Annotated in this window: 6 protein-coding genes and 1 pseudogene; 4 read left to right on the forward strand and 3 right to left on the reverse strand. The window is 48.1% G+C overall.

From position 1 onward, the window contains the following. Positions 1 to 204: pseudogene (dcd, locus tag A3750_RS08745) on the forward strand (dCTP deaminase); the annotation flags it as partial. Between the two features lie 68 nt (positions 205 to 272). Here dcd and A3750_RS08750 read toward each other — a convergent pair. After that, positions 273 to 1,544 carry an O-acetylhomoserine aminocarboxypropyltransferase/cysteine synthase family protein gene (locus A3750_RS08750; RefSeq protein WP_068452363.1) on the reverse strand — a complete coding sequence of 424 codons (1,272 nt, stop codon included), beginning with the start codon at positions 1,542 to 1,544 and terminating at the stop codon, positions 273 to 275. 153 nt (positions 1,545 to 1,697) lie between these two features. Between A3750_RS08750 and A3750_RS08755 the strand changes: the two genes are divergently transcribed. Together A3750_RS08755 and A3750_RS08760 are read left to right on the forward strand one after the other, a co-directional pair. Further along, positions 1,698 to 2,312: a DUF416 family protein gene (locus tag A3750_RS08755; RefSeq protein ID WP_068452360.1), complete on the forward strand. Its 615-nt coding sequence runs from the start codon at positions 1,698 to 1,700 to the stop codon at positions 2,310 to 2,312. Between the two features lie 61 nt (positions 2,313 to 2,373). Next, positions 2,374 to 3,213: a TraB/GumN family protein gene (locus A3750_RS08760; RefSeq protein WP_197474970.1), complete on the forward strand. Its 840-nt coding sequence runs from the start codon at positions 2,374 to 2,376 to the stop codon at positions 3,211 to 3,213. A 31-nt stretch (positions 3,214 to 3,244) separates the two neighbouring features. Here A3750_RS08760 and A3750_RS08765 read toward each other — a convergent pair whose 3' ends face one another. Then, entirely contained in the window at positions 3,245 to 4,030 is a 786-nt protein-coding gene (locus tag A3750_RS08765) for a GGDEF domain-containing protein (RefSeq protein WP_082863148.1), read from the reverse strand. Between the two features lie 207 nt (positions 4,031 to 4,237). Between A3750_RS08765 and A3750_RS08770 the strand changes: the two genes are divergently transcribed. Then, the gene (locus A3750_RS08770; RefSeq protein WP_068454861.1) at positions 4,238 to 5,200 is read left to right on the forward strand and encodes a TAXI family TRAP transporter solute-binding subunit; all 963 of its coding nucleotides are present in this window, start codon (positions 4,238 to 4,240) and stop codon (positions 5,198 to 5,200) included. A gap of 89 nt (positions 5,201 to 5,289) precedes the next feature. Here the strand turns inward: A3750_RS08770 and glyS are convergent, their stop codons facing one another. Beyond that, complete coding sequence (gene glyS, locus A3750_RS08775; protein ID WP_068454858.1) at positions 5,290 to 7,359, reverse strand: glycine--tRNA ligase subunit beta; 2,070 nt, start codon at positions 7,357 to 7,359, stop codon at positions 5,290 to 5,292. Between the last annotated feature and the right edge of the window lie 111 nt (positions 7,360 to 7,470).

Below are 7,470 nucleotides of genomic sequence, written 5' to 3' on the forward strand. Positions count from 1 at the left end.
AACGTCACACCGCTAGAGCCAGAATGGGAAGGTCATGTGACGCTAGAGTTTTCAAATACAACCAATCTTCCTGCCAAGATCTATGCGAACGAAGGCGTTGCTCAGATGCTGTTTTTTGAGTCGGATGAGGTTTGCGAAACAAGCTATCGTGACCGGGGTGGGAAATATCAGGGGCAGGTTGGCGTTACGTTGCCGAAAACCTAAGCCCACTGCCAGAGTAAAAAAGCGACTTAAAGGTCGCTTTTTTTATGCCTTTATTTATCCGTCTTGGGTTAGGCCTTTTCAAGTGCCTGATCAATATCGGCAATAATGTCATCTATGTGTTCTATGCCTACGGAGATGCGAACGAGGTCTTCGCTCACTCCAGCGGCTTTTAGCTCATCGGCATCTAGTTGACGGTGTGTTGTTGAAGCCGGATGACAAGCGAGTGACTTCGCATCACCAATGTTGACTAGCCTCAGGATCATCTGCAGCGCATCAATGAAACGAGCTCCAGCCTCTTTGCCACCTTTTATTCCAAAGCTGAGGATGCCCGAAGCCCTGCCTCCGCAGATGTTTTGACAATTCTCATAGTACGGGCTGTCAGGCAAGGCTGCATAGTTTACCCAGGTGATTTTAGGGTGTGTCGCAAGATGCCCCGCTACCTTTTCAGCGTTCTGACAATGGCGCTCCATGCGCAAGCCAAGGGTTTCCAAGCCTTGCATAATGAGGAATGCGTTATGTGGAGAGATCGCGGAGCCGGTATTTCGCAAAGGGACAACGCGACAACGACCAATAAACGCTGCGGGCCCTAGTGCTTCGGTATACACAACGCCATGGTATGAAGGATCAGGCTCATTGAATAGTGGGAAACGTTCTTTGTTTGCGGCCCAGTCGAATTTTCCTGAATCGACAATGACACCGCCAATGGCAATACCATGCCCACCGATGTATTTAGTCAGAGAGTGCACAACAATATCGGCGCCCTGCTTAAATGGTTGGCATAGGTAAGGTGTTGCAACCGTGTTGTCGACGATTACAGGGATGCCATGGCGGTGCGCAATTTCAGACAGCTTCTTGATGTCGACAACATTGCCAGCAGGATTGCCTATAGACTCGCAAAATAGGGCGCGTGTTTTGTCATCAATTAGTGCTTCCATCTTCTCGTAGTCGTCGTGGCTACACATACGTACGTCTATTCCCTGCTGCGGGAACGTATGAGCGAATAGATTGTACGTGCCGCCGTAAAGCTGGCTGGTACTCACGATGTTGTCTCCTGCGCGGGTCAGGCACTGGATAGAATAAGTGATTGCTGACATACCTGAAGCAACAGCTAGAGCTCCAATACCCCCTTCCATTTCAGCAATACGTTGCTCGAGCACAGCCGTGGTTGGATTCATGATCCGCGTGTAGATATTGCCAGGAACCTTCAGGTCAAAAAGATCCGCGCCATGCTGGGTATTATCGAATGTGTAGGAGGTCGTTTGATAAATGGGTACAGCTGCTGACTTGGTTGTAGCTTCAGATTCGTATCCGTGGTGGAGTGCGAGCGATTCGAGCTTCATTTTCTTCCTCTGCCTATAGTTTTATTAATTGGTCCTTAACGCTACGATTCAAAAACTTTTATATGTAAATTGCAATAGATTCTCAGCAACCTATGCTGTCTTCTTACGCGAAGCAAAGAATGAGCGATTCGCATTGATAGAGAGCCTTAAAGAATGAATCCCAAAAAGCTGATTAAGTCGGTAAAAGCCTTAACTGGATGGCGAGAGACTGCGTTTATCTTGGCGCTAGCAGAGCGTGCGTTGCCGAACATTATCTTGTTCTTGGAAAGTGTTGAGCGCAGTGAGGTCGATAGCAATGCATTTCCCAAAGGTTTTTCTTCGTTAATGGAAACAAGTTGGGAGTCTGCGGTATTTCATCCGAAAGAGGAGGCGATTATTGCGTGCCTTGATGAGGTAGTCGCGCACATCATTGAAGAGGAGCTCGATAGCTTTGGTATTTTGCCGTGCAATAACGGCCTAGAGTTGTGGGAAATGGCGCTCGTGTCAGCATTAAACAGAGACAAAAAGCGAGCTGAAGAAGCAAGCCAGGTGTCGATTGCTACGGTGTCGGAGTTCCTAGAGTTTACCGAAGGGGATGGCTTGGACGAGAATGCTTTGATTCGCCTGTTTGAAAAGCATGAGCTTATGGTGCGCGAGCTAAGCTTTCAGCAAGCGTTGTGCGATCTATTGAGAGGTTCAGATAAGTTGAGTAAAGATTTGCTACGAAACCTTCGTGCACTCGCAAGAGATGATGGCTGGAGTAACCTAGGGATTAGCCTTGATGATTAATGTAAAGATTGTGCGTTCTAACAATATGCTTCGTCGGCTCACGGTTTGTTGCCTGTGTTGTGTGGCCCTATTTGCACATGCGGAGAATCGTGGTCTTGCGTGGGAACTGAACTCAAAGGACGGATTGCACAAGGCGTATTTGATGGGAGCTGTGCATTTAGCCAACGGTAGTTTTTACCCGATAAATAGTGCCGTTCTTGATGGTTTTGATGCGTCCGATGTGTTGATGGTTGAGCTTGATGATTCGCGTGTCGAGCCGCAAGCGCAGCAAGCCTTGATAGAGCAGTATGCATATTACCCCGAGGGAGTTAGCTATAAGGACCGACTGTCCCCAGCGTTGGTAGATCAGGTGGAAATCATGTTCGCTAGTCTCGGTATTGAAAACGCCAGTGAGTTGTTTTCGCGATACAAGCCTGGTTTGTTGGGGGTAACATTAGCCGCTCTGCAGGCCCAGGTGCTTGGCTATTCCGCTGAGTATGGAATCGATAGTTACTTTCTTGAAAAAGCACGTTACCGCAAAAAAATAGAAGAGCTAGAAAGCTTCGAGTTTCAGATTAAATTGATTTCAGAGTTACCCTCCGATGAGGAAAGCTTTAGTGATGCTTTGCTGAATATGGCTGACTTTGAAAGTGAGTGGAAAGGCCTAGAAGATGCGTGGAAACAGGGTGATGCAGATCTCATGTACGAGCTGGCCATCGGTGAAGGTATGCGTGATTTTCCGAGTTTGGAGAATTACTACGAGGTGCTGTTTTTTAAGCGCAACGTGCAGATGGCTGAGAAACTAGAGCAGTGCTTTAGCGATCGCGTATGCTTTATGGTCGTTGGTGCCGGACATCTTGTTGGCCCCTCGGGCGTGGTAGACCTTCTTCAAAAGAAAGGTTATCAACTCAAGCAGTTGTAAGCGCCCTTGGATGACGAAGATCCCACCAGACTCAGGCGGCTTTACTCATGTCGCTTTTGAAAATGATGCTTAAGTTTCGGCCATGTTCTTTGGCTTGATAGAGAGCTTGGTCAGCGCGCTCATAGAGCTGCCACTTGGTCAGAATGTCTGGTTCTGCGTCGGCAATACCAAATGATGCACTGACCTGAATTTTTTCGCCCTGCCAATCAATCTCCATGTCCTTGATTGCCCTTCTGATTCGTTCAGCTAACTGAAATGCGGCGTCTGCTTTTGAATTGCAGACGATGATACAGAGCTCTTCTCCGCCCACGCGGGCCGCAATTTCACCGGTACGCAGATTGCTCTGCACCGCGTTTGCTACTTGTTTCAAAACAATGTCGCCCGCTTGATGGCCCCATGTATCGTTTACATATTTGAAATGATCCAAATCGACTTGCACCAACGACATGGGTGTTCCATAACGCTGAAAGCGTTCAAATTCCTGATCTAGGCGGTTTTGAAAGTATCGCTTATTGTACAAGCCAGTTAAGCTATCACTTAACGCAAGGTCGGTCATGGTTTGCTCTCGTTTGCCAATCATGAAGCCAATAGAGGCAAACATGATTCCGCCTATCACCGTAATATAGGCGTACAGAAGAACGTCAAAGGCTTCTTCCGAGAAAGGGCTTCTGCCAGCCAGCCATTGAATAAGTATCCAGCCAGATGGCAGGACAATGGCTAAAGAGAAGCCGTAAAGAGCTCTGAGCGCAGGCAGGGAGAGGCTGCGCGTAATAAAGTTATTCGCGAACCGAATGGAACTGTTTTGAATGATCGTCATAGTTCGGCCATCGTAAGTGCAACATTCGTATTTTTATCTGACTTTGCCGGCAGTTATCACAAGCGGATATCCAAATTATTATTTTGCGCTTATTCCTTTGGGTTGTATATAGAACAGATATTAACCAGTCGCCACTTATTTATTGCATGGTGCTCTTGCATGCTTTTTAATCATTAGATCAATTTCTCTCAGACAAAGAACGTATCTATGAATTTGAAGCGCTTTTTTCCTCTTATAGTCTTGTTTTTCTCTGGTTTGGTTTATGCCGAACAGGCACATCTGATTATGGCAACCGGCGGTGTAACGGGTGTTTATTACCCTGCGGGTGGTGCGATATGTCAGATGATGAATCAGGGCGTAAAACAGCATGGCGTCCGCTGTTTTGTTGAGAGTAGCCGCGGTTCCTTGGAAAACATAAAGCGGTTGCGCGCTCAGGAGATTGATCTTGCGATTGTGCAGAGTGATTGGTTTATGCATGCCCGAAGAGGCTCGGCTCAATTCAAAGATTACGGGGCATTTGATGGCTTGCGTAAAGTGGTCAATTTGTACAGTGAGCCTTTTACCATAGTGGCGCGAAAGGATTCGAACGTAGAGAAGCTTGAAGACCTCAAAGGCAAGCGTATTAATATTGGTAATCCAGGCTCTGGCCAGCGGGCGACAATGGAGTGGTTGATGGGGGTCATGGGGTGGTGGAAGTCCGATTTCTCTGAGGTCTATGAATTGGACTCCGACGATCAAGCGCAAGCATTGTGTGATGACAGGTTTGATGCGATGGTCTTTGTGGCTGGCTCGCCAAATAGCTCGGTGAAGCTCGCCACAACGGATTGTGAAAGCGTGATTGTGCCAGCCGCCTCCGCAAAGCTTGAAGAGTTGATTTCGCGCTCAGAGGTCTATGTCAAAACAGTCATTCCCGGTGGAATGTATCGCGGCAATCCAAAGGATATTGAAACCTTTGGTGTTTATGCAAATCTCGTCTCTAGCGAGGATGTAGATGAGGGTATGATCTACGCGCTTACGCAGTCTATCTTCGAAGACTTTAATGTCTTCAGAGACTTGCATCCAGCGCTTAAGTTATTGAGTCGTGAAGAGATGCTGCGCTCAGATAAAGTGTCTGCGTGGCATGCAGGAGCACAGTCCTATTTTGAAACGGCGGGAATGCCAAAACCCTAGATGCGCAGAGAAAGCACCACAGTAAAAAGACGGGCAAAGTGCCCGGCTTCTTATGTTGATGCGACTTTTGGAGAAAGTCTACTTTTCAGCTAGCGAGATAACAAAGAGATGTCGGCTGCTTGCAAGAACAGGTTACGCAATTGCTCCAGCAGGGCGATACGGTTATTGCGCACGGCTTCATCGTCTGCCATCACCATCACGTTGTCGAAGAATGCATCAACTGCGCTTTGCAGTTCAGCGAGTGCATTCAATGCTTGCGCGTAGTCACCAGCTGCAAACATGGGTGCTACTTTCGATTGCAACGCGCTTAACTGTTTCGCTAGCGCCTGTTCCGCTGGTTCGCTTAGCAATGCTTCATTAAGCCCGCCGCCATTCTCAGTTTTGTTTTTCGCGAGTATGTTTGATACGCGTTTATTCGCCGCTGCAAGCGCTTCAGCTTGTGGTAATGCATTAAAGGCCGCAACTGCGCGAATGCGCTTGTCAAAGTCGACAGGCTTGGTCGGCTTGCGAGCATGCACAGCGAGGAACACCTCGGCGGAAATGCCTTCATCGTCGAACCAAGCTCTGAATCGATCTAGTAAATAATCGAGTAGCTGAGCTTCAAGATCATTGTTTTCCAGAGCGGAGTGTTCTTCTATTGCCCACGAAATTAGATCTCGAAGATCTACATCCAATTGTTTTTCAACAATGATGCGCAAAACGCCTAGTGCGGCGCGACGCAGTGCAAAAGGATCTTTTGTGCCTGTTGGCGGTTGATTTATGCCAAATAAACCGACCAATGAGTCGAGCTTTTCTGCGATGGCAAGCGCACAACCCGTTAGTGTGCTTGGCAGCTCACCGCCAGCTTGCTTTGGCATGTACTGTTCATTTAATGCCAGTGCAACGTCTTCCGCTTCGCCATCATGCAAAGCATAGTGATAGGCCATGATGCCTTGAAGGTCTGTGAACTCCAGAACCATTTCGCTGACCAAATCAGACTTTGCGAGCTGACCAGCACGAAGAGCCTTGTTTTCATCGCTGCCAATGACCTTGGCGATGCGTTGAGATAACTTTGAAACACGTTCTGTTTTATCGAACACAGTACCAAGCTTGGTTTGGAAGACTATGTTCTTAAGCGCGTCGCGTTTGGATTCAAGGGTTGTTTTCTTGTCTGTTTCAAAAAAGAAGGCGGCGTCAGACAAACGTGGCCGGATTACGCGTTCATTGCCGCGGATGACCTGTTCAGGGTCTTTGCTTTCGATGTTTGAAACGGTAATAAAGTGCGGCATGATTTTTTGATCATCACCGAGTACGTGGAAGTACTTTTGGTGTTCGGCCATTGATGAAATCAATGCTTCCGCAGGCACGCTCAAAAACGCATGATCAAAATTTCCGAGCAGTGGTGTTGGCCACTCGTTGAGCGAGTTGACTTCATCGAGCAGGTCTTCATCGATGATCGCAAGGCCATTGACCGTTTTTGCGATTTGCTCTACACCTGACTTAATGATGGCTTTTCGCGCTTCATAATCGGCAATGACTTTGCCTTGGTCACGCAATGTACCTTCGTATGCCGATGGTTCGCTGATCTCAATTTCACCGCTGCTCATAAACCGGTGGCCGCGCGTGGTATTGCTATGCTGGATGCCCAAAGTTTCTCCGGGAATGACGTCCCCACCCAGAAGCATAAGTACCCACTGCACTGGACGCACGAACTCTTCTTTTTGAGCACCCCAGCGCATTCGCTTTGGAATCGGTAATTTGGCGAGTGACTGGGCAACAATGTCACCAATTAACTCTGACGTCACTTTTCCTGCCTCGATACTTCGGTAGACAAGCCAGGCGCCTTTTGGTGTTTCCATTTCCTCAAGGTCGCTTGGATCAATGCCTAGCGAGCCGGTAAATCCTAGTAGCGCGCGCGTTGCTTGACCCTCATCATCAAATGCGGCCTTCTTTGATGGACCGCGCTTTTCAATCTCTTTGTCTGCTTGTTGAAGAGCTAGTCCGGATATTTGAAGGGCGAGGCGGCGTGGTGCAGCAAAACTTTTGCTGTCTCCGTAGGTGATTCCGGCATCATCAAGGCCATCAAGAATACCCTTGCTGAATGCGGCTGAGAGTTTCTTTAATGCTTTCGGCGGGAGCTCTTCGGTGCCAAGTTCAACGAGAAAATCTTTGTGAGACACGATTACTTGCTCCCTTTGTCTGTTGCGGCTTCGACTTTTGCTATCACTTCGTCACGTAATTCTGCTGGGGCGAGAGGAAAGCCGAGTTTCATGCGAGTATCAAAATACGCC

This window comes from Oleiphilus sp. HI0079 (assembly GCF_001635105.1).